We start from the raw sequence: 21,613 nt of genomic DNA on the forward strand, positions 1-21,613 counted from the left end.
GAGTCGGTGGTGCGGGAGGGCCGAGTCAGCGCACGGCCAGCGTGGATCCTGCGCGTGACTTGGTGACCAGCAGCTGGGTGGGGATCCGGTCGCGCAGCTCGGCGACGTGGCTGACGACGCCCACGACGCGGCCGCCGTCGCGCAGACCGTCGAGGACCGCCATCACGTCGTCGAGGGTCTCGGCGTCGAGGGAGCCGAAGCCCTCGTCGACGAAGAGCGTCTCGAGCATCGCGCCGCCGGCCTCGTGGCTGATCACGTCGGCCAGCCCCAGTGCCAGGGCGAGGGAGACGACGAACGTCTCGCCACCGGAGAGTGTCGCAGGGTCGCGGGTCTCGCCCGACCAGTCGTCGCGGATCAGTAGTGCGAGACCGCCGCGGCGATCACCGGCAGCACGCGAGGCGGTGTGCTCAAGCTGGTATCGCTGGTCGGTCATCGTGGTCAGGCGCTCGTTGGCAGCTTCGACGACCTGGGTGAGCCGGTAGGCGACGACGTAGGCGGAGAGCGACATCTGGAGCTGGTTGTCGGCGCTCTTGCCCTCCGCGAACGCGGCGAGCTGCGTCGCGGTGGCGAGGTCGCCGCGCAGCGGGCCCCACGCGGAGAGTGCGCCGTCGAGCTCCTCGCGGAGCTCACCGAGCCGGGCCAGGGTCGTCGCACCCGCGGCCACGGCCGCCTGGGCACGCCCCATCGCCTCGAGCGCAGCCTCGTGCGCCGTGATCAGGGCCGGGAGATCCGGCAGGGCTCGGGTCGCCAGGGTCGCTGCCTGCGGCTCGGCGAGGATCGCCCCGACGACGGCCATCCGGCGCTCGTGGCGCTTGAGTCGTGCGGTCACCGTGTCGATCTCGTCCGCTCCGAGCGCAGCGGCCGCGGCGGAGTCGGCGTCCTCGAACCCGGCGTGGCTCAGGGCCTCGGCGAGAGCCTGCTCGCTCTCGGCACGCGCCGAGGCGGCCCGGTCCCGTGCATCGAGCCGCTCCACCAGGGTGGCCGCGGTGCGCGCGGTGCGCTCGCGCTCGGCGAGCAGGGCGGCGATGCTCGTCGCGTCGGTGTCCGCGAGCGCCTCGGCGAGCAAGGCGGCGAGCTCGACGTGCTCGCGGGTGAGGCCGTCGTGGGCCGTCCGGGCGGAGGCCGCCTGGGCGGTGACCTCGGTGAGGCGCTTGGCGTCCGTATCGGTAGCACGGAGCGCCGCGGCGAGATCGGCCTCGACCCCGGCCGCTGTCGCGGCCAGCGCCTGCGCGGCCGCGAGGTCGGTGCCGATCTCCGCGCGCTCGGCCTCGGGGCCCGCCTGCTCGCGGGTGAAACCAAGGCGCGTGGTCAGGTCCTGTACCTCGAGGCTGCGCAGGTGCTCGATCGCGCTGGCGTCGTCGGCGGCCTTCTGCGCGGCCTTCTCGGCCTCGGCATCCGGCGCGTCGGCCGACGGCGCGGCCTTGCGAGGATGCTCGTCGGAGCCGCAGACCGGGCAGCAGGCGCCGACCGCGAGTCCGCCGGCGAGCTCGGCGGCCATGCTGTCGAGCCGAGCGGCCCGTACGTCGAGCGCCTGCCCGCGCAGCTCGAGGGAGGTCGTGCGGGAGAGGGCGTGGGCCTCCTTGGCGTCTGCGACGAGAGCCGCGAGGCGATCGGCCTCGGCGTAGGCCCGTGCGCGGACGCTCAGCGCCTCGACGCGTGATGCCGCCGCGCGGGCCGCCTCGAGATCGGCGCGCAGTGCGTCGATCCGGGCGGGCGCCGCGGTGGCGCGCTCGGTGAGTGCGGCGACCTCCTCGACGAGCCGCTCGTGGGCGGCAGCGGCACGGGCGACGTCGGTCGCGACCCGGTCGCGGCGCTGTTCCTGGGGGAGGAGGGCACGGGCGGCGTCGACCAGGCGGACCTGCTCGCGGTGCGCGGTGGTCGCGTCGGTGAGCAGCGCGTCGGCCGGGGCTGCGGCATGGGCCGCCTCGTGCTGGGCGCGGGCACGCGCGGCGAGGGCACGGACCGGCATCACGGTGGCGGCCCGGCGAGCGGCCTCGACGCGCTCGGCGAGGGCGGTGATCTCGTCAGCCTCGGCGCTCAGGACGGCGTGCTCGGCGGCGGCCTCGTCGTGGCGCCGGCGGGCCTGCGTGAAGGCGCGGGCCTCCTCCAGCGTCTTGCGGGCGATGCCCTCGGCGGCGACGGCGTCGCCGGCCGTGGCGCAGCTCGTCAGGTGGTCGTCGTGGAGGCGCTTCTCGATGGTGTCGACCCAGCCGATCATCTCTCCGTCGCCGGCGGGCAGGCTCAGATCGCCGAGGTCCCAGCCGTTGGCGAGCGGCGTCTCGGTCGCCTCACTGAGTCGGCTGATCGCGTCGGCCACACGCTGGTTGAGGCTCTCGCTGCGCCGTCGGAGCTCGATGCGGTGGTCGCGGAGCCAGCGCTCGACGTCGGTGAACCGCTCGGTGCGGAAGAGCCGCTGGAGCAGCTGCTTGCGTTCCTCCGACTTCGCTCGGAGGAACGACTGGAAGCGACCCTGGGGGAGGAGCGCGACCTGCGTGAACTGCAGCAGGGTCATGCCGAGGAGGTCGGTGATGAGGTAGCCGGCCTCGTCGAGCCGGGTCGTCAGGGTGAACCAGGAGCCGCCGCGCTGTTCCTGGAGGACGACCGAGGCCTGCTCGGTGGTCACGCCGCTGCCGCGCTTCTTCGGCCGGTCCCATGACGGCGAGCGGCTGATCCGGAAGCGACGCCCGGCGAGGGTCGCTTCCAGGACGACGCGCGGCGCGGCGCCGGGGGCGGCCTGGTCGCAGCGCAACCGCTTCGCGGTGGCCCGATCGCCCGGGACGTCGCCGTAGAGCGCGAAGCAGACCGCGTCGAGCACGCTGGTCTTGCCGGCGCCCGTCGGGCCGGAGAGCAGGAAGAGCCCGGCCGAGGAGAGGTGGTCGAGGTCCACCGAGACGGTGCCGGCGAAGGGGCCGAAGGCGGTGACCTCGAGATGGTGCAGGCGCATCAGAAGAGCACCTCCGCCCATTCCTCTTCGATCGCCGCGGACGCCTCGCCGAGGTGCATGTCGACGTCGGTGTCCTCGCAGCAGGCATCGACCGCCCGCCCGAGCAGGACGAGCTCGTCGGCGCCGGCCGGCGCTCCGCGCAGCTCGGCGATGAAGTCGGCGACCAGGTCCCGGTCGCGCCGGGCCGGACCGTGCTGGTGCGACAGGCCGCCGATGACGGGAGCGGTCGAGGCGAAGCCGAGCATCAGGGTGTGCGGGAAGCGGCGGCGCAGCCGGTCCATCGCCTGCAGCGGCCGGACGGTGTCGGTGAGCGTCACCTGCAGCCAGGAGCCCTCGTGCTCGGAGAGCGCCGGGTCGGCGAGCAGCGTCTCGAGGTCGCCGCGCAGGGTCGCCAGCGGGCGTGGGACCGGTGCGTCGACGAACTCCGCTCGGCTCACGCCGTCGGCGTCCAGCTCGATCAGCCAGGAGCCCTTCCGCTGGCGGCCCTCGGAGAACGAGTAGGCCAGCGGCGAGCCGCTGTAGCGGACCGTCTCGCTGAGCGTGTGCCGACCGTGGAGGTGCCCGAGCGCGGCGTAGGAGACGCCGTCGAAGACGTTGGTCGGCACGATCGAGACCCCTCCGACCGAGATGTCGCGCTCGGAGTCGCTCGCCAGCCCGTCGGCGTCCTCGGCGCGCCCCGCGACGAAGGCGTGGGCGAGCACGATGGAGCGGGCGCGGCCGCGCCCGGCGAGATCGGTCCGCACGCGGCGCATGGCCTCGCCGAGCGCCGCCGCGTGCGAGCGTGCGGAGAGCTGCCACGGCTCGCGGACGGTGTCGGGATCGAGGTAGGGGATGCCATAGACCGCGACCTCGCCGTGCTCGTCGCCGAGCACGACCGGGGCGTCGACGCGCGAGGCGTCCGTACGGATGAAGACGCCGGCGGCGTCGATCAGCTCCGAGCCGAAGCCGAGCCGCTGCGCGGAGTCGTGGTTGCCGCTCGTCAGCACCACCTTGGCGCGGGAGGCGGCCAGGCGCGCGAGGGTCTCGGAGGCCAGCCGCACCGCGTCGACCTGCGGCAACGCCCGGTCGTAGATGTCGCCGGCCACGACGACCAGGTCGACCCGCTCACGCTCGACCACCTCGAGGAGGTGGTCGACGAAGACAGCCTGGTGGGTGAGCATGCCCTCCCGGTGGAAGGACCTCCCCAGGTGCCAGTCGGAGGTGTGCAGGATCCGCATGGCAAAGAAACTAGACGGCACCGCCGACAGTTTTGGGAGGCCACGCGGTCACCGTCGCAAGCTGGCGGGCCAGCTGGTCGGTGCAGTCGACCAGCACACGCCGCAGCGAGAGGTCCAGCCCGGGAAGATCGATCGCGGCGCGGGCGCGGGCGAGCGTCTCCTCGGTGACCGCGCCGGCGGGGAAGAACGCCTCCGCCGCCGTGGCCAGCACCCAGCCCGAGCGGGCGTTGACGGTTGCGGGCAGCTCCTCGAAGTAGCGGGCGACGTAGGGATCCGTCAGCTCGACAGGGCCGCGCCAGAGGCCGTGGCCCGCGGCGACCACGTCGTAGTTGGGCAGGTCCGTCTCGCCGGTGAAGACCGACCACGCGTACGCCTTCGCCTCCTCGTCCGGCAGCGAGCACAGCGCCCCGGTCAGCGCCACCCGGGCGTCGTTGGCGGGCTCGGCGTCGAAGGCCGCCTGCAGCTCGGCGCGGTCGATCGCGCCGAGCGTGGCGAGCCGGCCCAGGATCCGCCAGCGCAGGTCCAGGTCGAGCTCGATCCCGTCGGGCGTCGCCGCGAGCCACACCCGCAGCGCGTCCGCGTCCTCGGCCGAGCGGATCGCGGTGCGGAAGGCGGCGAGCTGCTCCTCCGAGCCGACGTCGGTCGCGGCCAGCTTGGCGTTGGCGGCCTGGTGCAGCCGGGCCAGGGAGCCGTCGGCCGCCAGCGGCACGACGTCGCGCAGGAGCCAGCCGAGCGTGCGCCGAGCGGTGTCCTCGGTGTCCTCCACGGGCAGGCTGGCCGCGGCGATGTCGATGACATCGGCCGGCGAGACCGCCGCGTTGTGGAAGCCGTTGCGCAGGTTGTTCCAGATGCCCGCGCGCAACCGCCCGTCCGGCACACCTGCCAGCTGCGTCTTGAGCGCCTCGACGGTCTCCTGGTCGGGGATCATCACCGCCCAGGTGTCGTCGTCGGGGTCCAGCACGATCGCCGCGCCGTCGAGACCATCCGCCGGGGTCCGCTCGCCGTCGACGGCGACCTCGTGGCGGTGCCAGCGGCCGTCGTCGTCGCTCACCGCGACCGTGAAGGCGTGCGTACGGTCCGCGGGATGCTCCGCGGGCGGCGTCCGCACGAGTTCGGCGGCGGCGCGATCGAAGGTGATGGTGTCGGGACCGGCGGTGCGCAGCCACTGTGCCGAGAAGCCGGACAGGTCGCCGGCGCCCGCCTTCTGCCATGAGCCGAGCAGGTCGTGCATGGTCGCGTTGCCGAAGCGGTGGGTGGTGAAGTGGTCGATGGCGCCGGCGAAGAAGACGTCGTCGCCGAGGGTGGCGGCGAGCTGGCGCAGGATCGCCGAGCCCTTGGCGTACGAGATGCCGTCGAAGTCCTGCAGCGCCGCCACCGCGTCGACGGCGCCGTTGCCGGCGACCGGGTGCGTGGAGGGCCGCTGATCGGCGACCAGGCCCCACTGGCGGCGCGCATAGGAGAGGTCGGCCCAGGCGTCGGAGTACTCGGTGACGTCGGCCGTCACGCGGTTGCCCATGTACTCGGCGAACGACTCGTTGAGCCACAGGTCGTCCCACCAGCGCGGGGTGACGAGGTTGCCGAACCACTGGTGGGCCATCTCGTGCGCGACGGTGGTCGCCCGCTGGATCCGGGTGCCACGGGTGACCCGCGAGGTGAAGATGAGCGGGTCGCGGAACGTGACACAGCCGGGGTTCTCCATCGCGCCGGCGTTGAACTCCGGCACGAAGGCCTGGTGGTAGTCGCCGAACGCGTAGCGGATGCCGAAGAGCCGGTGGTACTCGTCGAAGCACTGCTTGGTGAGGGTGAAGAGCTCGCCCGCGTCCTTGTCCAGGTCCTTGGCCAGGCTGGCGCGAGCCGAGAGACCGAGCGGGATCGTCCCCTCGGCGTCGCGGTGCTCGTCGCGGATCAGGTGGTACGGCCCTGCGACGAGCGTGACGAAGTACGTCGACAGCGGCTGGCTCTCCTGGAACTCCCACACCCCCGGCTCGACCTGCTCGCCCGGTGCGTTGCCGACGACGATCCACTCCCGCGGCGCCCGGACGTGCAGCGTGTAGGGCGCCTTCAGGTCGGGCTGGTCGAAGCAGGCGAAGATCGAGGGGGCGGCATCCATGAAGGCCATGCCGTAGACGTACTGGCGCCCGTCGGCGGGATCGGTCGAGCGGTGCAGCCCCTCGCCGTCGTTGCGGAAGCGCATGGTGGCCTCGACGACGAGCTCGTTCTCGCCGGCGGCGGTCTCGAGCGGGAAGCGCCCGCGCTCGAGGAGATCGACATCGAGGGGCGATCCGTTCAGCCGGATCGCGTGCAGCCGCAGCGGCTTGAGGTCGACGAACGTCTCGCCCCCGCCGGAGCGGAAGCGGATGACAGTCGTCGAGGCGTACTCGGTCTCACTGGTCGCCAGATCGAGGGAGACGTCGTACGCGAGCACCTCCAGCAGGGCCCGACGGGCCTCCGCCTCGGTGCGCTGAAGACTCTGGAACGGGTGCTGGGCGGTCACGTACGCAGCCTAACGAGCCCGTACGTGACCGCCACGGCAGTGGTCGTGCAGCGGCTCAGGCCTGCGGCCCGAGCGCGAACTCCACCCGGCCCTCGGGGTCGACGGCCGCGTCGAGGACCTTGTCCTCGAGCAGCTCGGCGGCGCGCGCGTCCAGGTAGACGGTGGCGCCGTCCTGCTCGACGATCTGGTCGCCCGGGCTGGCGTCGGGGGTGGCGGTCACCTCGAAGGTCTGGGTGGCCTCGTCGGAGGAGATCCGCAGCCCGGCGGAGTCGGGGGCCTGCGGGCGCTGGGTGATGTTCTTGACGATGGTGCTTGCGTTCTCGGTGAGAGTGAGCATGGGTCCCCGTTACCCCATGCCCCGGGCCTCACACGGGGGTCAGCCGATGGTGATCGAGGTGAAGGTCACAGTCGTCTTCGGCTTGCCGACGCCCTGTGCCTCGCTGTTGTCGGTGCCGGCCGCGCCGACCTTCGCCAGGGTCTTGATCGCGGCGGCGTCCAGCGTCCCGAAGACGGTGTAGTTCGGGTCCAGCTGGGTGTCGCCGAACACCATGAAGAACTGGCTGCCGCCGCTGTGCGGGGCCCCGGTGTTCGCCATCGCCAGCGTGCCGGCGGGGTACGTCTCGGTGCCCGTGACCTCGTCCGGGATGGTGTAGCCCGGGCCGCCCGAGCCGGTGCCGGTCGGGTCGCCGCACTGGAGCATCTGGAACCCCGGGACCGTGCCGAGCCGGTGGCAGCTGCTGTCGTCGTAGTAGCCCTGCTTCGCCAGCGAGACGAAGGAGTCGACCGTGCACGGCGCCGCGTCCGCGTCGAGCGAGATGCGCAGGTCGCCGACCGAGGTGTGGATCGTCGCCTGCACCGTGCCGGAGACGTCCGGCGTCGCCGGCGGCAGGCTGACGTCCTTGCCGGCCGAGCCGGCGGGATCGGTCGTGAAGTCGCAGGTGCCGGCCGCGGTCGCGGAGGCCGTGGCCGACATCGACGCGGAGGTGCTGGCGCCCGCGCCGTCGTCCGAGGCCGTGTCGTTGCTGCCGCAACCGGCGAGCAGGATGAGGGGAGCGACGGCCAGAAGGGCGTACGAGGCGCGCTGGAGCATGTCCCGAGCCTAGGGGTGAGGACTAGTGTCGCGAGCATGGACCTCGGCCTCCACTACGCGAACTTCACCAACCCCGATTGGCAGACCCAGCTGCTCCCGCGCTTCACCGAGTCGGCCAAGATCGCCGACCAGGGCGGCGCCGACCTCCTGACCGTGATGGACCACTGGTTCCAGATGGAGGCGTTCGGCGGCCCGTTCGAGCCCATGCTCGAGGGCTACACCGCCCTGGGCTACCTCGCCGGCATCACGGAGAACGTCCGGCTCTCGATGCTCGTCACCGGCGTGACCTACCGTCACCCCGGCCTGCTCGCCAAGACCGTCACCACCCTCGACGTGCTCTCCGGCGGCCGGGCGCTGCTCGGCATCGGGGCGGCCTGGTACGACCGCGAGCACGCCGGACTCGGCGTGCCGTTCCCGCCGCTCAAGGAGCGCTTCGAGCGGCTCGAGGAGGCGATCCAGATCGCCCGGCAGATGTGGTCGGACGACGACGGCCCGTACGACGGCACGCACTACCGGCTCGCCGAGACGATCTCGCTGCCGCAGCCGGTCCGCGGGTCGATCCCGATCATGATCGGCGGGGGAGGGGAGCGGAAGACGCTGCGCCTGGTTGCCCAGTACGGCGACGTCACCCACCTCTTCGCCCGCGAGGGCGTCGAGGGCATCAAGCACAAGCTCGACGTGCTGCGTCAGCACTGTGCCGACGTCGGTCGCGACTACGACACGATCGAGAAGACGCTGGGCGGTGGCGGCGGCATCGATCCGGTCCACGACACCGACGCGTACCTCAAGGAGATGGAGGAGTACGCCAAGCTCGGCATCACGCTCTACACGTGCACGATCGTGCCCGGCGTCGACGACCCGGTCGGCTACACCACCGAGCTGGTCGAGCGGGTCCTCCCGCGCCTCAAGCAGATCGGCTGACAGCGCCGCCGTCATGGCCACGCTCGACGACGTCCGCTCGGTCGCCTCGGCACTGCCCGAGGTGACCGAGGGCGCGCACGGACACGACCACCTCACCGGCTGGGCGGTCGGCGGCAAGGCCTTTGTGTGGGAGCGGCCGCTGCGCCAGCGCGACGTCGCCGACCTGGAGGCTGCCGGTGAGCGCGTCCCAGGCGGCGAGATCGTCGCCGTCCGGGTGCCGACGGAGGACAAGGAGGCCGTGCTCGCCTCGGTCCCCGGCGTGTTCCACGTGCCGCACTTCAGCGGCTACCCGGCGGTGCTCGTGGAGCTGGCCGCCATCGACGGCGAGGAGCTGCGCGAGCTGATCACCGATGCGTGGCTGGCCCGGGCTCCCAAGCGGCTCGCGAGGGCCTTCCTCGACGGCGCCTGATCCGCCCGGGGCCGACGCTTCCGGGGTCGCTGGTTCGGGGCGTCAGTGCCGGAACGCCTTGACCACGGCGACCCGCGGCCTACCGAGGTAGACCGCCCGCACCCGGTGGAGACCGGGGGCGAGCCGCGGCAGCCGGAAGGTCGCGTGCCGATGGACGAGGCGCTTCGTGGTGCTCATCCGGCCGTCGATGCTCAGCCGGATCCGACCGGGCGCCGTCGACGTGACGACCACGGAGCGGCCGTGGACGCGCACCCGGAGGTGGGCGGCGGCGATGTCGCCGCTCGCGCCGGGGGTCGCGACGTCGGGCCCGTCGACCGGGATGGCGACGCCGTCGTCGTACGCCTTGTCGCGCGTCGGCAGCACCAGCGCCGAGGGGTAGGTGGTCGAGGAGTGCACTGTGATCGGGGCGAGCGTGCCGGCGAGGTCGGGCAGGGTCGGCAGCAGGTGCGGAACGTCGAAGGACTGCACGGTCAGCTCGAGGCGGTGTCCGGGCTGGATGTCGGCGCCGGTGGGGAACAGCTCGACGTCGACCGGCACGACCTGCCCGGGCTCGGCGGCGGCCTGCGAGGCCCGGGTGAACGGGTGGTACGGCTGCAGCACCTTGCCGTCGAGGTAGCGCGTCCTGGCGGTGTCGAGGGCGCGCAGCGAGATCATCTGCCAGCCACCGGTCAGCCGCGAGACCGAGCCGTCGGGTGCGACGTCGTCGATGGCGACCGAGAGCAGGCCGTCGCCGGTCGGACTGGAGACGTAGAGCCGAGCATCGATCGGGCCGAAGATCGGCAGGTGCCGGGTGAGCGGCGCGGTGCGGAACGCGGTCGACATCTGGCTGTTGACGCTGTTGCTGTCGAAGCAGGTGCTGTTGAACAGCTGCAGCTCGCTGGCCAGGCCGGCGGTCCACTGATCGGTGGAGCGCGAGCACAGTCCGGCGACCGGGTTCGGCAGGACCGTCGAGGTCTGGTCGGTGGCGGTCGGCGCGAGGCCGAGCGTGCCCTGCCTGCCGAGGGAGGCGCTGCCGGAGAGCGGCTCGACGGTCGCGCTGGTGTCGGCGGGGTCGACCCAGCGGCCGGCGGTACGCCACTGGTCGCTGCCCTGCTCCCAGTAGGTGATCGGCGCGATCGTGCTCTTCGGGCTGTCGAGGTCGGGGTCGGGCAGCCCCTTCACGTAGTGGTCGAACCACCGCAGCTGGAGCTCGGACAGGGACCCGTGGCCCGCGTCCGCGACGCCTTCGCCGGAGGACCCTTGGAGGTGGTTCCACGGGCCGATGATCATCTTGGTCGGCACGCCGCGGCTCTGGAGGTTCTCGAAGAGCAGGGGAGTGCCGCGCTGGAACAGGTCGTACTCGCCGCCGACCAGGAACGTCGGCACGTCGACCTTGTCGATCACGTTGATGGGGGAGCGCTGGGCGTAGAAGTCGCCGTCGTAGGCGTCCTGCTGGCCGCCGAGCGCGCTCAGGATCGTCGGGCCGCTCCAGCTGGCCAGGTCGGTGAGATGCTGCACGAGAGCGGTCAACCCGGAGACCGGGTCGGTGGCGGTGACGGCCGGCGGGACGATGCCGGTCAGGGTGACCAGTCCGATCCACAGCGGGATGAAGCCGACGTCGATCTGGCCGCCGCTGGCGACCACGTCGCGGTAGACGTCGGCGGCCGGGACCTGCGGGAAGATCGCCTTGAGCCCGGCCGGGTGCTCCGCAGCGGCGAAGATCTGGTCGATGCCCATGTAGCTCGGCCCGGTCATCGCGGTGTCGCCGTTGCTCCACGGCTGTGCGTGCGCCCAGTTCATCACCTCGCCGTAGTCCTGGGTCTCGCGCGTGCAGAACGCGCACCAGGTGCCCTCGCTGGAGCCGGTGCCGCGGGCGTCGACGGTGAGCTGGGCGTAGCCGCGCTTGACCAGGTACGTCGGATCCGCGCCCGACAGCACGTCACCGACTCCCGGGACCTGGGAGGCCGACTTGTTGTAGGCGGTGATCGTCACGATCACCGGCACCTTGGTGGTGATCGCCTTGCCGTCGGCGCCGGCGGGGAGGGTGAGATCGGCGCGCAGCACGGTGCCGTCATCCATCGTGATCGGCAGGTCGGTGCGGGTGACCGTCTGGGCGTAGTCCGCGGGCCGCGGCGTCCAGGTATCGGAGGCGGTGGCCGTGGACGTGGAGGAGGCGGCGTGCGCCGCACCGCCCAGTGGGGCGGCGAGCAGACCGGTCGGCCCGGCGAGAAGGGCGAGGAGCAGGCTCAGCATGCGACGCATGTCACGTCAACGATCACGCGGCAAGGCGGTTACTGCCAGGTACGGCGAGGCGGTTCCGGGACCGGTCTCCGGTTAAGGTTCGGCGTCCGCGCCGATGATCTGGAGCCTCGCTTGTCCCTCGCCCTGCCCTCGCCGATCGACGTCCGTACGGCGCTGCGCTCACCCCGGCTGCTGCGCATCGAGGCGCTCGGCGGCCTGGTCGTCGCGCTCGCGTTGATCCCGGAGGCGATCTCGTTCTCGGTGATCGCCGGCGTCGACCCGCGGGTCGGGCTGTGGGCCTCGGTGACGATGGCGATCACGATCTCCATCGTCGGGGGACGTCCGGCGATGATCTCGGCGGCGACGGGCGCTGTCGCGCTCGTGGTCGCGCCGGTCGCGCGCGAGCACGGCCTCGACTACCTCGTGGCGACCGTGCTGCTCGGCGGCGCGATCCAGGTGGTGCTCGGGGTGCTCCGGATCGGGCGGCTGATGCGTTTCGTGCCGCGCGCGGTGATGATCGGCTTCGTCAACGCGCTCGGCATCCTGCTGGCCAAGGCGCAGTGGGAGAACCTGCACGACGTGCCGTGGCAGGTCTACCCGCTGGCGGCGGTCGCGATCGCGCTCATCGTGCTGGTGCCCCGCGCGACCAAGGTCGTGCCGGCGCCGCTGGTGGCGATCGTGGTGCTGACGGCGGTGGCGTGGGGGAGTGGTCTGGACGTCCCGACGGTCAGCGACAAGGGCGCCCTGCCGACCAGTCTGCCGCCGTTCGGCCTGCCAGACGTGCCGTGGACGTGGGAGACCCTGCGCATCATCGCGCCGTACGCGCTGGGCCTGGCGGCGGTCGGCCTGATGGAGTCCCTGATGACGGCCAGCTTCGTCGACGAGATCACCGGCACCACCTCCGACAAGGACCGCGAGTCGCGCGGCCAGGGGATCGCGAACCTCGTCACCGGCCTCTTCGGCGGGATGGGCGGCTGCGCGATGATCGGCCAGACCATGATCAACGTGCGCCAGTCGGGTGCACGGACCCGGATCTCAACGTTCCTCGCGGGCGCCTTCCTGCTCGTGCTGCTGGTGGCGCTGCGGGACGTCGTCGGCCGGATCCCGATGGCTGCCCTCGCCGCGGTGATGATCATGGTCGCGGTCGGCACCTTCGACTGGGTCAGCCTGCGCACCCTGCCGCGTACGCCCCGCCTCGAGGCGGTCGTGATGGTGGTGACGGTGGTCGTCGTGGTCGCCACCGGCAACCTCGCGATCGGCGTGGTGGTCGGCTCGGTCCTCTACGCACTGCTCGCGCGTGGCCGTCGCGACGACGACACGATCGTCGAGGACGACCCGCTCGCGGACGTTCTCCCCGTCTGACCCCGGCGCCGCGTGACGCGGCGGCCGTTCACACCAGCTCGGGCTCGGCGAGCGGGTGGTCGCCGGCGTGCACCGGCACCCAGCGGGTGGCGACCAGGGCGAGGCCGATGAGCAGCAGCGCGGCGGTGAGCCAGAACGGATAGGCGCGGTCGATCCCGGAGAGCCAGCCCGAGATCCACCCGAACGGCGCGGCCGCGAGCATGATCACCGTGCGCTGCACCGCCATCACCCGGGAGCGCTCGGCCTCGTCGACGTGGAGCGCGACCAGCGACTCCGAGAGCATGTAGAGGATGCCTGCGCCGAAGCTGTCGAGCACGAGGCAGATCCCCAGCGCGGCGTACGTCTCGGCGGTGGGGCCGCCGTGCACGACCGGGATCGCGACCAGCACGACCTGCCCGGCGAAGTAGACCCCGAAGCCCCACAGCGTGCCGTGCTTGAGGTCGACGCCGGTGCTGAGCCGCGGGATGAGGGTGAAGAGGAAGACCACCGACATCAGCGAGCGGGCCATCGGGAAGAACGGCAGGGCCGGGTCCGGTACGTGCAACCGCTGGCTGATCACGACCTGCCAGAAGGTGCTGTCGATCAGCGTCACCGCGGCGACCAGGCCGGCGATGACCAGCGCCAGCCGGGAGCCGGGGGAGCGGCCCAGGAGGGTGACCGCGTGTCGGTAGCCCTTGAGCAGCTGGACCACCGACTCGTGCTGGGTCTCCTCCATCCGGACACGGCCCTGGCGGGTCTCGGTGGACCAGAGATAGAGCCAGATCGTTTTCGCGGTCATCACGATGGCGGCGTTGACGAACAGGATCCGTACGGCCGGCTCGAGGCCGAGCTGGGAGACCAGGACCGCGGCGATCGGGGCGAAGAGCGCCGAGCAGTCGGCCGCGACCCGTACGAGCGCGTAGATCCGGGTGATCTGCCCGCGCTCCGCGTCCTCGACCATGAGGCAGTCCCAGGAGTTCTGGGTGATCTGGAGGGTGCCGTTGAGGATCGATCCGGCCAGGAAGACCCAGAAGTTCTGGGCCACCGCCCACAGGATGCACGGGATCACCCACGCGGTGATGTCGAACCACGCCGTCGTGGCGCGCCGGCCCATCCGGTCGGTGATGATGCCGCCGGCCAGGCCGAAGAAGACCTGGGAGACCATCCCGAGGCTGGCGATGAGGCCGATCTGGGCGTCGTGCACGCCGAGGGCGAGCATGAAGACCGACATGTACGGCAGCACCAGCGCCATCGACAGCCCCCACAGTGGCTCGGTCCACACGCAGGCGCGCGGGTTGCCACGCAGGTGGATCAGCGTGTGCCAGAGCAGGTTGGGGGTACGAGCCACCGGCGCATTCAACCAGCGCCCGGTGGGACCTGGCGAAGCCATATCGCTGCGTAGGCTGCGCCTCGTGCGTGCAGTCGTGACGAGGGTGTCATCGGCCTCGGTCGAGGTGGCGGGGGAGAAGGTCGGGGAGCTGCCCGGTGCGGGCCTGCTGGTGCTGCTCGGCGTCGGTCACGCCGACGCAGCGGCGGAGGTCGCGTGGATGGCCCGCAAGATCTGGGGTCTGCGGATCCTGGAGGGGGAGCAGTCGGCCTCCGACCTTGACGCCCCGATCCTGGTGATCTCGCAGTTCACGCTGTACGGCGATGCCCGCAAGGGCCGGCGCCCGTCCTGGACCGCCGCGGCGCCGGGAGGTGTCTCCGAGCCCCTCTACGAGGCGTTCTGCTCGGAGCTCGCCTCGCTGGGCGCCCACGTCGAGCGCGGCGTCTTCGGCGCCCACATGCACGTCGCCTCGGTCAACGATGGACCCGTCACGATCCTGCTGGACACCGACGCCGGCTGATCCCGCGTCCGGGAAGGCGGCCGAGAATCCACGTGACCTTTGCGGTGGAACGTGTTTCGCTGGTGGGGTGTCTGACAACGGTTCATCCCAGGATTCGCAGAACGACGACCTGAAGGCCCGGATGCGCGAGGCGCTGGATCGCAAGCAGCCTCACGACCAAGGCGTCGAGCACGGCGGCCACGACCGTGGCCACGCCGAGGCGCACGGCCCGGCGGGTGGGAAGCGGGTGCACCGCCGCAAGTCCGGCTGAGCCCTCGCGGGGCGGCCCGAGTCCCGGCGGATGTAGACGCTAGTTTTCGTGCCGTGAGCATTCGCCTGCGCCCGCTGACCGAGTCGGACCTGCCGCTGTTGACCGGCGCAGACGCGCCGCTGGACAGCTTCGGTCCCCGCCCGCCGCGCACCTCGGTCCCCGGCATCGACCTCAACCAGCCGGGTGGTCTCGGCATCGTGGACGCCTCCGGCGAACTGGTCGGCAACGTGAGCTGGATCTGGCAGCAGTGGGGCCCGAACGCGCCGTCGCGGAACCCGATGATCGGCATCTGGCTCGCCGCGGCTGCACGTGGTCGGGGTGTCGGCACGCAGGCGCAGCGCGAGCTGGTCGACCTGTTCTTCCGGCACACCGCGGTGAACCGGGTGGAGGCCTACACCGACGCAGAGAACCTGCCCGAGCAGCGTGCCCTCGAACGTGCCGGCTTCACCCGCGAGGGCACCATGCGCGGTGCGCAGTGGCGCGACGGCGCCTACCGCGACGGTCACCTCTACGCGATCCTGCGCGCCGACTGGGCACCGACCGCCTGAGACGGTGCCTCGTCCTCGGCGGAGCGATGCGCTTCGTCGGTGGAGTGGTCGGAGAGTGCACAGGCAGGGTCGCTCGACCCAGTAGGCCTTACAGAATGACATAATGTCGCTTATCGGCGGTTAGGCAGGACGAGTCGAGACAGCGTGCGCCCCGGGGTGGATCGGACGACACCGAGGACGATCCCAACGCACCACGGTAGATCGCCGAACCAATGGCCCGTTGCCAAGGTGCCGATAAGGACGGCCACGAGGGCCTGGGCGCGCGCGGCGGAATCCGTTTCAGTGGCTTGCTCCTTCACGGAGCCGAAACGTACCCGGCGCAAAACGATTCAGAGCCACCAGAGGACCCATTGCAGGAAGAACTCGACGCCCTCGGAGACTCGCTCCAGCAGCATCTGCCAACGAGGCAGGTCAGGCGTCGAGTCCATGCGGTGATGTTACGACCGGGTACGAGTAAGCCAACCTCTGTGGATCGGAGTCGGTCGCGGCTGGGCCGAGAAGTCGGACGTGCGCACGGGACCGGCGCCGTGAGGCTCGGGCCGTCACCCTTCGCGACCTCCTCGGCCTCAGCACGCCTGCGACCGATGCGGAGCGTCGCGAGGCGGTGCCGTGGTGGTGGATCGCCGTCGCGTTGGCGGTCGCATCGGTCGTCGAGCGCGTCACCTTGGCCCACGTCCACCACCATCGCGGCGCGGTAGGAGCCGGTGCCTTCGTGCTGGCCGGGGCGCTCGTCATTCCCGGCTGGCTTGTGGTGCTGCGTCTCCGAGGCGGGCGAAACGCCTAGGACGGACACGACCCGGGTCGGCCTCGCTACGCTTTCCACGTGCACATCCTGGGAACCTGCTTCGCCGGCACGTCCACGTCGGAGCGCGCTGACATGACGCGGTTTGTCGGTGATGTGCTCGGTCTGCCGCAGCGTCACGTCGACGGTGTCGAGTCGGATCTGTTCGACCTGCCTGACGGCAGCTCGTTCGCGGTGGCTTCGCCCGGTGGGATGGGTGTGACCACCAGGTCGCTGGGCTTCCTGGTGGCCGACCTGGACGCTGCCGTCGCCGAGCTGAGAGCGGCGGGCATCGTCGCCGGAGAGCCGGGCAGCAATGCGCGTGAGCGCTACGTCCACTTCACGGCACCGGACGGGCAGCTCTACGAGCTGGTCGAGCGTCGCGCGACCAGGCTGACATAACCGTCTCCCCCATGCCGGGACCCGTCGGCGTTCTACCGCGGCTCGACAGCCACCCGCGCGGCGAGGCCGGCGAAGCCGATCGCGAAGAACCTGCGCAGTCCCCGCATCACGGCGGTGCTGCCGAGCACACGGTCACGCAGCGCCGCCGCCGTCACGGCATACGCGGCGAAGACGGCGAAGGTCATGGCCATGAAGACGCCGCTGAGGAGCAGCATGCGTGGCAGGGCGTCTGCCGAGCCGGGCGGCACGAACTGCGGGAGGAACGCGAAGAAGAAGACCGTCAGCTTCGGGTTGAGAAGGTTCACGGTGACCCCGCTCGCCAGCACGCGGCCGACCGAGCGTCGGGCGTCCGAGGGCACCAGCCGCAGCACTCCGGTGTCTCGCCACGTGCCCCAGGCGAGGTAGAGCAGGTAGGCGACGCCCGCGTACCGGAGTGTCGCGAAGGCGACGCCGCTCGCCTGAAGCAGCGCGGCGAGACCGGTGATCGCTGCGAGGAGGTGAGGCACGATCCCGATCGTGCACGCCAGTGCCGCGAGGAGCCCCGCCCGTGTGCCTCTGCCCAAGGCGGCCGCGAGCGTGTAGATCGTTCCCGCCCCGGGAAGCAGGACGACGATGAGGGAGGTCAACAGGAATGTCGGGCCCACGCGAGCATCGTCTCACGCCCAGGGGCCACCCAGCCACGCTCGCAGGACGGGCGCCGATTGTCGGATCGCGACAGGTGTTGCGAGACTGGAGGCGACGTCCCTCCCGACGTCCCGGACGAGCAGCGACGTACCCGGTCAGCGACAAGACGCCGTGCTGAGGAGTCTCGTCATGTACGACGTCGTTCAGATCGCCGGCTCGCTGCTGATCCTGGCCGCCTTCATGGCCGCGCTCGGCGGCCGCCTGCCGCAGTCGTCCTATCTCTACCTCGCGGTCAACGCCATCGGCTCAGGTGCCCTCACCGTGACCGCAGTGGTCGGCCACGAGTGGGGCTTCATCCTGCTCGAGGGAGTGTGGGCGCTGGTCTCGCTCACCTCGATCCTCCGCAAGGCCTCCGGTCGTACGGTCGCCGCATCGCACTGATCGCAACGCGTTCATCGGGGCGCATTGATCGGACGTTTCGGCTCCGACCGTGCGCCCGTCGGCCGAAGAGTCAGAGCAGGAGCGCGAAAAGGGTCGCGCGCCCCAGGAAAGGGAATTCCGTTGAAGCAGTTCGCGTGTGGTGACGTCGTGCCGGGTTGTGACGCCGAGTTCGCCGGTGCCTCCGAAGACGACATCCTGGCCGCGGTCGCCGTCCACGCCGGTCGCGACCACAGCCTGACCTCGATCCCGCCGGAGCTCGTCTCCCAGGTGCGCGCGGCGATGCGCGAGGTGGCGTGAGTCCAGAGGATCTGGACTGGCTTCTGGCCCGCGGGGTCACCTCGCACCTGCAGCCCGTGGTCGACCTCGCTCGAGGCAACATCGTCGGGTACGAGGCACTGGCCCGGTTCCCCGGTGGACCGGGACCGTTCGAGGTGTTCGCCACCGCCCGCCAGTACGGGCGCGGCGTCGAGGCCGAGGCGGCCGCGCTGCGCTCGGCGCTGGCCAGACGCGAGTCGCTGCCGCCGAACACGTTCCTGACCGTCAACGTCGGGCCGGACGTGATCGACGCGCCGCCGGTGCGCGAGGTGTGGCAGACCTACCCGTCGCTGGCCGGTGTCGTCATCGAGCTCACCGAGCAGGTGCGGATCGAGTCGTACGCCGCTCTGGAGCCCGTCCTCGACGAGCTGCGCACGCGCGGCGCGATGTTCGCGGTGGACGACGCGGGCGCCGGGTACGCCGGGCTGCAGCACCTGCTCGCGCTGCGACCCCACTTCATCAAGCTCGACCGCGAGCTCGTCGCCGGTATCGACCGGGACGAGGCCAAGCGTGCGCTGGTCGAGGTGCTGGGCGGCTTCGCCGACCGGATCGACGCCTGGGTCATCGCCGAGGGCATCGAGACCAGCGCCGAGCTGGACGTGCTGCTCGACCTCCGGGTCCCGCTGGCACAGGGCTACCTCCTGGCCCGGCCCGCGCCGGGCACCCAGACGCTCGATCCCGATCTCGCGGTGCGGATCGCGGGGCGCTCCAGCCGTGACCCGCACGTCGGCACCCTGCGCAGCCTGCTCGAGCAGATGCCGGTGGTGAACCGCAGGAGCGCCGGCGACATCCACCGCCACCTGAACGAGGGTGAGATCGCCGTCGTCGTCGACGAGCACGGCCGCCCCGCGGCCACCGTGGACGCGGCCGGTACCGCACACGCGGTCCGGCGTTCGTCCCTGCGGATCAACCTCGACACCCCGACGGCCGAGGCCGCGCAGCGCGCGATCGTGCGGGATCCGGCCGTGCGGTTCCAGCCGTTGGTGTGCACCGACAGCGCGGGACGCTACGTCGGCGTCGTCCGGATGGAGCGGCTCATCGAGGCGCTCGCCCGTACGTCCTGACCCGTGCACGCGTCTGACCCGTACGTCCGGGCGGGCCGCTCCCCCGCGCCTGCTCGGCGTCACACCTGGTGGGCCGGTGCTCGCGGGTAGCGCCGTGGGCGCCGCTCCCCGCTGAACTGCTGGCGGGCCTCGTCCACGACGCGCTTCCACTCCTCGGAACGGCATCTGATCGGGATGGCGCCAAGTCGGATCGCCTCCGCGCGGATGTCGTCGGTGACGTCGAAGTGCACGCCGCTGATCTTGTCCTGCAGCCAGGCCGGCTTGAGGCCGAGGCGTTGCGCGAACTCCAGCAGCTCGTCGCGCGAGTCCGCCATCAGGTGCGACCAGTGCGCGCTGAGGTGGCCGACCTGAGCTTCGATCCGGTAGTCGTCGATATAGGCAGCCACCGGCCCATCCTCCCTGACTCCCGGCTCTCCGTTCACTCCGGGCGTTGCTCCGGCGTGCTCGTCTGGACCGACTCGGCCACCGTGCCATCGGGGTCGTTGGTCCGCTCCTCCGACTCCTGCAGGATCGCCTCGGCCTGCGCCTCGGGATCGTCGCTGCCGGCGTGACGCTCCTCGGCCAGCAGCTCAGCACGCGTATGGATGTGCTCTTCGCTCGGTGTCTCGCTCATCCGCGACCGGTACCCACGACGCGACATGCGTCGGTCCATGACGCCCCCGACCGGCGTCGCCGACCCAGCCGCGAGCCACAGCCGTAGCCAAACGGCGCAGCCGCGACCAAGATGAACCACATGAGCAGCCGGGGGCTGCGGAGATGGGGGTTCGAGATGTCGGGACAGGTGTCGGAGTCGAGGACGGTCAGCGTCCGGGTCGTCGTGGCAGGGGTCCTGGCGGTACTCGCCCTGGTGTTCGTCTTCCAGAACACCGCGTCGCGACAGGTCCACTTCCTGTTCTGGACGGTGTCGATGCCGAGCTGGATCTGGCTCCTCATCATCTTCCTGGCCGGCGCGGTCGTCGGGTCGATGTTCCCCTGGCTGCGCAAGAAGCGCGGCTGAGTTCGTTCGGCCGGCCGGTGAGGTGACGCCCTGAGCGGGCGGGGGCGCGCCTGGCTGGTGCGCGGAGTGCTGGTGGTGGTCGCCGTCGTCGTCACGGTGGTGGCGGTACGGCTGATCGGCCGGGTCGACTGGGGCGAGGTGTGGCGCGCCCTGACCCACCTCTCCTGGTGGCAGGTCCCGCTGCTGATCGGGCTGCTCCTGGTGCGGCAGGTCCTCAACGCGCTGCCGCTCTCGCTCTACATCGAGGGGGTCTCCCCCTACCTGGCGACGCTCAACGACCAGGTCGCGATCCTGATGTCGACGATCGCGCCGCCGCCGAGCGACCTGGCGCTGCGGACGGCGATGTTCGGCTCCTGGGGCGTCTCGATCGCCCGGGGCATGGCGGGCACCCTGATGAACACGCTGACCTTCTACATCGTCCGGTTCAGCGCGCCCGCCGTCGGGCTCCTGATCGTCGTGCTCAAGGGCGACGCGCTCGGGATCCGGCTGATCGACCTGGCCAGCATCGCCGTCGCGGCCGCGATCCTGGTCGTGCTCACGCTGGTGATGCGCAGCGAGGCGCTCGCGGCGACGATCGGGACGCGCGCGGGACAGGTGGCACGACGGTTCCGCGACGTCGACCCGGACGCCTGGTCGGCGGCCTGCACCCGCTTCCGCTCGGATGTGTCGGCCCGCTTCGACTACGGATTCCCGCGCTCGCTGATCGCGCTGAGCGGGATGCTGCTGGTCGACGTCAGCATGCTGATCCTCTGCCTGCGCTTCGTGGGACTGGGCGCCGGCGACGCCCCGGTCGTCGAGGTGCTCGCCGCCTACCTGATCGCCTACCCGCTGACGCTCTTCCCGTTCTCGGGACTCGGACTGGTCGACTCGGTCGTGCTCGCGGCCGTCTGCGCCGTCGGCGGACAGGAGATCGAGGCCACCGCGATCGCCGGACTCATCGTGTGGCGCGTCTTCATCGTCGGCGGACCGCTGGTCCTCGGGACCGCCTCCCTGCTGATCTGGCGCCGCACCACCGCCACCTCGACCGACCTCAAGAGCATCCTTCGCGGCGCCCGGGGCGGCCAGCACATCGGCTGAGGTGGCTGGCTCAGCTCGGTCGGCGCAGGTGGAACAGGTTCGCGGGGTCGATCGTGAAGTAGTCGGTCGGACCGCCGCCGCGCAGGACGGGCTCGGCGTCGGCCGTACGGTAGACGCCGTCGGTGACGAGGTGGGCCGCGATGTGCACGCCGACGACCTCGCCGAGGACGAGCCACGTCGCCAGCTCGGTGCCGCTCGCGGCGCGCAGGCGTACGACATCGCTCAACCGGCACTCGAACGACACCGGCGCCTCCTGCACGCGTGGGACGGAGACGATCCGCGCCTCCCCCGCCGTCAGACCGGCCAGGTCGAACTCGGAGACGTCGGACGCGACCGCCGCCGACGACGCGTTGGCCGCCTCGATCAGCGATCGGGTGGCGAGGTTCCAGCAGAACTCCCCCGTGGCCTCGACGTTGCGGACGGTGTCCTTGTAGCCCACCGACGCGAAGCCGATGATCGGCGGCACGTAGTTGAACGCGTTGAAGAAGCTGTACGGCGCCAGGTTGAGCACCCCTTCCGATGACCGCGATGAGATCCACCCGATGGGGCGTGGCCCGACGATCGAGCCGAACGGGTCGTGCGCCAGACCGTGGCCCTCGCGGGGCTCGTAGAAGTGCGTCATGGGGGAAAG

The 21,613-nt window shown here is 71.5% G+C and carries 23 protein-coding genes and 1 riboswitch; of the genes, 12 read left to right on the plus strand and 11 right to left on the minus strand.

The window, feature by feature from the left end:
• Positions 1 to 25 precede the first annotated feature (25 nt).
• The 5 genes from ACZ5L9_RS16490 to ACZ5L9_RS16510 are packed head-to-tail and all read right to left on the minus strand — an operon-like array spanning position 26 to position 7,745.
• Positions 26 to 2,944 carry an AAA family ATPase gene (locus ACZ5L9_RS16490; protein WP_464529580.1) on the minus strand — a complete coding sequence of 973 codons (2,919 nt, stop codon included), beginning with the start codon at positions 2,942 to 2,944 and terminating at the stop codon, positions 26 to 28.
• Positions 2,944 to 4,161, minus strand: a complete 1,218-nt coding sequence (locus ACZ5L9_RS16495) for an exonuclease SbcCD subunit D (protein WP_464529582.1) — start codon at positions 4,159 to 4,161, stop codon at positions 2,944 to 2,946. The genes ACZ5L9_RS16490 and ACZ5L9_RS16495 overlap by 1 nt, the downstream gene beginning before the upstream one ends.
• 10 nt (positions 4,162 to 4,171) lie before the next feature.
• Positions 4,172 to 6,655 (minus strand): aminopeptidase N, encoded by a 2,484-nt coding sequence (gene pepN, locus ACZ5L9_RS16500; RefSeq protein WP_464529585.1) that lies wholly within the window; start codon positions 6,653 to 6,655, stop codon positions 4,172 to 4,174.
• Between the two features lie 55 nt (positions 6,656 to 6,710).
• Entirely contained in the window at positions 6,711 to 6,992 is a 282-nt protein-coding gene (locus ACZ5L9_RS16505; RefSeq protein ID WP_464529587.1) for a Fe-S cluster assembly protein HesB, read from the minus strand.
• A gap of 39 nt (positions 6,993 to 7,031) precedes the next feature.
• The gene (locus ACZ5L9_RS16510; RefSeq protein WP_464529589.1) at positions 7,032 to 7,745 is read right to left on the minus strand and encodes a peptidylprolyl isomerase; all 714 of its coding nucleotides are present in this window, start codon (positions 7,743 to 7,745) and stop codon (positions 7,032 to 7,034) included.
• A 36-nt stretch (positions 7,746 to 7,781) separates the two neighbouring features.
• Here ACZ5L9_RS16510 and ACZ5L9_RS16515 point away from each other — a divergent pair, with 36 nt between their 5' ends.
• Together ACZ5L9_RS16515 and ACZ5L9_RS16520 are read left to right on the plus strand one after the other, a co-directional pair.
• Positions 7,782 to 8,666: an LLM class F420-dependent oxidoreductase gene (locus tag ACZ5L9_RS16515; protein WP_464529591.1), complete on the plus strand. Its 885-nt coding sequence runs from the start codon at positions 7,782 to 7,784 to the stop codon at positions 8,664 to 8,666.
• A gap of 13 nt (positions 8,667 to 8,679) precedes the next feature.
• Positions 8,680 to 9,075, plus strand: coding sequence for an MmcQ/YjbR family DNA-binding protein (locus tag ACZ5L9_RS16520; protein WP_464529593.1), 396 nt, complete (start codon positions 8,680 to 8,682; stop codon positions 9,073 to 9,075).
• Positions 9,076 to 9,117: 42 nt separating this feature from the next.
• On the opposite strand, the gene ACZ5L9_RS16525 is transcribed toward ACZ5L9_RS16520, so the two are convergent.
• Positions 9,118 to 11,307, minus strand: coding sequence for a CocE/NonD family hydrolase (locus tag ACZ5L9_RS16525; protein WP_464529595.1), 2,190 nt, complete (start codon positions 11,305 to 11,307; stop codon positions 9,118 to 9,120).
• Positions 11,308 to 11,427: 120 nt separating this feature from the next.
• Between ACZ5L9_RS16525 and ACZ5L9_RS16530 the strand changes: the two genes are divergently transcribed.
• Positions 11,428 to 12,657 carry a SulP family inorganic anion transporter gene (locus ACZ5L9_RS16530; RefSeq protein WP_464529597.1) on the plus strand — a complete coding sequence of 410 codons (1,230 nt, stop codon included), beginning with the start codon at positions 11,428 to 11,430 and terminating at the stop codon, positions 12,655 to 12,657.
• A gap of 28 nt (positions 12,658 to 12,685) precedes the next feature.
• Here the strand turns inward: ACZ5L9_RS16530 and ACZ5L9_RS16535 are convergent, their stop codons facing one another.
• Positions 12,686 to 13,984, minus strand: a complete 1,299-nt coding sequence (locus tag ACZ5L9_RS16535) for an MFS transporter (RefSeq protein WP_464529599.1) — start codon at positions 13,982 to 13,984, stop codon at positions 12,686 to 12,688.
• Positions 13,985 to 14,048: 64 nt separating this feature from the next.
• On the opposite strand from ACZ5L9_RS16535, the gene dtd reads away from it, so the two are divergent.
• From dtd to ACZ5L9_RS16555, 4 genes are all read left to right on the plus strand, one after another.
• Positions 14,049 to 14,483 carry a D-aminoacyl-tRNA deacylase gene (dtd, locus tag ACZ5L9_RS16540; protein ID WP_464529601.1) on the plus strand — a complete coding sequence of 145 codons (435 nt, stop codon included), beginning with the start codon at positions 14,049 to 14,051 and terminating at the stop codon, positions 14,481 to 14,483.
• Positions 14,484 to 14,550: 67 nt separating this feature from the next.
• Positions 14,551 to 14,733 carry a DUF5302 domain-containing protein gene (locus tag ACZ5L9_RS16545; RefSeq protein ID WP_464529603.1) on the plus strand — a complete coding sequence of 61 codons (183 nt, stop codon included), beginning with the start codon at positions 14,551 to 14,553 and terminating at the stop codon, positions 14,731 to 14,733.
• Positions 14,734 to 14,786: 53 nt separating this feature from the next.
• The gene (locus ACZ5L9_RS16550; protein WP_464529605.1) at positions 14,787 to 15,281 is read left to right on the plus strand and encodes a GNAT family N-acetyltransferase; all 495 of its coding nucleotides are present in this window, start codon (positions 14,787 to 14,789) and stop codon (positions 15,279 to 15,281) included.
• An 823-nt stretch (positions 15,282 to 16,104) separates the two neighbouring features.
• Complete coding sequence (locus tag ACZ5L9_RS16555; protein WP_464529607.1) at positions 16,105 to 16,464, plus strand: VOC family protein; 360 nt, start codon at positions 16,105 to 16,107, stop codon at positions 16,462 to 16,464.
• Between the two features lie 32 nt (positions 16,465 to 16,496).
• On the opposite strand, the gene ACZ5L9_RS16560 is transcribed toward ACZ5L9_RS16555, so the two are convergent.
• A complete protein-coding gene (locus tag ACZ5L9_RS16560; protein ID WP_464529609.1) occupies positions 16,497 to 17,108 on the minus strand; it encodes a LysE family translocator in 612 nt (203 codons plus the stop codon).
• Between the two features lie 90 nt (positions 17,109 to 17,198).
• A riboswitch (guanidine-III (ykkC-III) riboswitch) is annotated at positions 17,199 to 17,264 on the plus strand.
• A gap of 13 nt (positions 17,265 to 17,277) precedes the next feature.
• Between ACZ5L9_RS16560 and ACZ5L9_RS16565 the strand changes: the two genes are divergently transcribed.
• From ACZ5L9_RS16565 to ACZ5L9_RS16575, 3 genes are all read left to right on the plus strand, one after another.
• Positions 17,278 to 17,529, plus strand: coding sequence for a CBU_0592 family membrane protein (locus tag ACZ5L9_RS16565; protein ID WP_464529611.1), 252 nt, complete (start codon positions 17,278 to 17,280; stop codon positions 17,527 to 17,529).
• A 120-nt stretch (positions 17,530 to 17,649) separates the two neighbouring features.
• Positions 17,650 to 17,826 carry a DUF1059 domain-containing protein gene (locus ACZ5L9_RS16570; RefSeq protein ID WP_464529613.1) on the plus strand — a complete coding sequence of 59 codons (177 nt, stop codon included), beginning with the start codon at positions 17,650 to 17,652 and terminating at the stop codon, positions 17,824 to 17,826.
• Complete coding sequence (locus ACZ5L9_RS16575) at positions 17,823 to 18,908, plus strand: EAL domain-containing protein (RefSeq protein ID WP_464529616.1); 1,086 nt, start codon at positions 17,823 to 17,825, stop codon at positions 18,906 to 18,908. Before ACZ5L9_RS16570 ends, ACZ5L9_RS16575 begins: the two co-directional genes overlap by 4 nt.
• Positions 18,909 to 18,967: 59 nt before the next feature.
• Here ACZ5L9_RS16575 and ACZ5L9_RS16580 read toward each other — a convergent pair whose 3' ends face one another.
• Positions 18,968 to 19,294 carry a DUF4031 domain-containing protein gene (locus ACZ5L9_RS16580; RefSeq protein WP_464529618.1) on the minus strand — a complete coding sequence of 109 codons (327 nt, stop codon included), beginning with the start codon at positions 19,292 to 19,294 and terminating at the stop codon, positions 18,968 to 18,970.
• A 32-nt stretch (positions 19,295 to 19,326) separates the two neighbouring features.
• Positions 19,327 to 19,521 (minus strand): hypothetical protein, encoded by a 195-nt coding sequence (locus tag ACZ5L9_RS16585; protein ID WP_464529621.1) that lies wholly within the window; start codon positions 19,519 to 19,521, stop codon positions 19,327 to 19,329.
• 120 nt (positions 19,522 to 19,641) lie between these two features.
• Between ACZ5L9_RS16585 and ACZ5L9_RS16590 the strand changes: the two genes are divergently transcribed.
• Both ACZ5L9_RS16590 and ACZ5L9_RS16595 read left to right on the plus strand, forming a co-directional pair.
• Positions 19,642 to 19,905 (plus strand): lipopolysaccharide assembly protein LapA domain-containing protein, encoded by a 264-nt coding sequence (locus ACZ5L9_RS16590; protein ID WP_464529623.1) that lies wholly within the window; start codon positions 19,642 to 19,644, stop codon positions 19,903 to 19,905.
• 57 nt (positions 19,906 to 19,962) lie between these two features.
• Positions 19,963 to 20,982 carry a lysylphosphatidylglycerol synthase domain-containing protein gene (locus ACZ5L9_RS16595; RefSeq protein WP_464529625.1) on the plus strand — a complete coding sequence of 340 codons (1,020 nt, stop codon included), beginning with the start codon at positions 19,963 to 19,965 and terminating at the stop codon, positions 20,980 to 20,982.
• Positions 20,983 to 20,992: 10 nt separating this feature from the next.
• Here the strand turns inward: ACZ5L9_RS16595 and ACZ5L9_RS16600 are convergent, their stop codons facing one another.
• A complete protein-coding gene (locus tag ACZ5L9_RS16600) occupies positions 20,993 to 21,604 on the minus strand; it encodes a flavin reductase family protein (protein ID WP_464529627.1) in 612 nt (203 codons plus the stop codon).
• Positions 21,605 to 21,613 lie beyond the last annotated feature (9 nt).

It is taken from the genome of Nocardioides sp. JCM 18998 (assembly GCF_055391535.1).

Coding starts and splice junctions, on each gene's coding strand:
- ACZ5L9_RS16585 (WP_464529621.1), bottom strand. CDS start 19,521: ATGAGCGAGACACCGAGCGAAGAGCACATCCATACGCGTGCTGAGCTG.
- ACZ5L9_RS16490 (WP_464529580.1), bottom strand. CDS start 2,944: ATGCGCCTGCACCATCTCGAGGTCACCGCCTTCGGCCCCTTCGCCGGC.
- ACZ5L9_RS16565 (WP_464529611.1), top strand. CDS start 17,278: ATGTACGACGTCGTTCAGATCGCCGGCTCGCTGCTGATCCTGGCCGCC.
- ACZ5L9_RS16495 (WP_464529582.1), bottom strand. CDS start 4,161: ATGCGGATCCTGCACACCTCCGACTGGCACCTGGGGAGGTCCTTCCAC.
- ACZ5L9_RS16505 (WP_464529587.1), bottom strand. CDS start 6,992: ATGCTCACTCTCACCGAGAACGCAAGCACCATCGTCAAGAACATCACC.
- ACZ5L9_RS16520 (WP_464529593.1), top strand. CDS start 8,680: ATGGCCACGCTCGACGACGTCCGCTCGGTCGCCTCGGCACTGCCCGAG.
- ACZ5L9_RS16510 (WP_464529589.1), bottom strand. CDS start 7,745: ATGCTCCAGCGCGCCTCGTACGCCCTTCTGGCCGTCGCTCCCCTCATC.
- ACZ5L9_RS16515 (WP_464529591.1), top strand. CDS start 7,782: ATGGACCTCGGCCTCCACTACGCGAACTTCACCAACCCCGATTGGCAG.
- ACZ5L9_RS16525 (WP_464529595.1), bottom strand. CDS start 11,307: ATGCTGAGCCTGCTCCTCGCCCTTCTCGCCGGGCCGACCGGTCTGCTC.
- ACZ5L9_RS16590 (WP_464529623.1), top strand. CDS start 19,642: ATGAGCAGCCGGGGGCTGCGGAGATGGGGGTTCGAGATGTCGGGACAG.
- ACZ5L9_RS16600 (WP_464529627.1), bottom strand. CDS start 21,604: ATGACGCACTTCTACGAGCCCCGCGAGGGCCACGGTCTGGCGCACGAC.